The sequence below is a fragment of the Flavobacterium macrobrachii genome, from assembly GCF_014486675.1.
Classification (GTDB): domain Bacteria; phylum Bacteroidota; class Bacteroidia; order Flavobacteriales; family Flavobacteriaceae; genus Flavobacterium; species Flavobacterium macrobrachii.
This window is the reverse complement of the sequence record NZ_JACTAC010000178.1, coordinates 1-757: the sequence shown is the minus strand read 5'-3', so window position 1 is coordinate 757 and position 757 is coordinate 1. Positions and strand designations below refer to the sequence as shown.

Annotated in this window: 1 protein-coding gene; it reads left to right on the top strand. The window is 36.5% G+C overall.

Annotation, left to right across the window (positions count from 1 at the left end; all coding sequences use genetic code 11):
* The first annotated feature begins 382 nt into the window (after positions 1-382).
* Positions 383-697, top strand: coding sequence for a hypothetical protein (locus IAI56_RS15850; protein WP_187658775.1), 315 nt, complete (start codon positions 383-385; stop codon positions 695-697).
* Positions 698-757 lie beyond the last annotated feature (60 nt).

Genomic DNA, 757 nt, shown 5'->3' with positions numbered 1-757 from the left:
TTGGCGTAATGGCGGGTTTCGTGTTCCAAAGACAGTTTTGTGGATAATCAAACATTAGTTTTTCAATTCAAGTTTTGTGCTAAAAATCCGCCACTACGCCAAGCCGCAAACGTTATGGGCAAGTTTAACACGACATTAATGTATAGAACATATATTTGACAGTTTTAAACTGACAACGAACTTTATAAATTCATTTTTATTGAAATAACAAAATGGTCTGCAAAAGCCAGCGGGCTGACCACCCAAAGAGACAGACAGAATGCAACACTTGGCTGTTTGAAAATGTTTAATGTTGCAAATCAAAAGTGGAGACCAGCGACCACTGAAAAAACGGGGCGCCACCGAAAAGCCATAAGAGTAGGATTAAAAAAAAACAAAAAAAATGAGAAAAATTATTTTAGGTGCTTTAATCGGTTTGAGCTTGACTACGTTAGTCGCTTTTACTGTTGCTAATTACGAACCAAGAAAATCGACTGCTGAAGTTGAACAAGAAGAAGGTGTGTATGTCTTCTATCGTTCCAAGCCAGTTTCTGAATATGAATATTTAGGAACATATAAAATTGGACTTGTATGGGACGACAAGCCGAAACTTTTGTTTAACAAACTTATTCGTAAGACCAAAGAGAAGTATCCCAATGCAGACGGTATTATCATTGATAATGAAATGGGTAAATGTGACGCAATTAAATTTAAATAAAATAGTTATTTTGTCTGACTGTCTTCGGACAGTTGGACAGAAAAACCAGCCCATAACAGC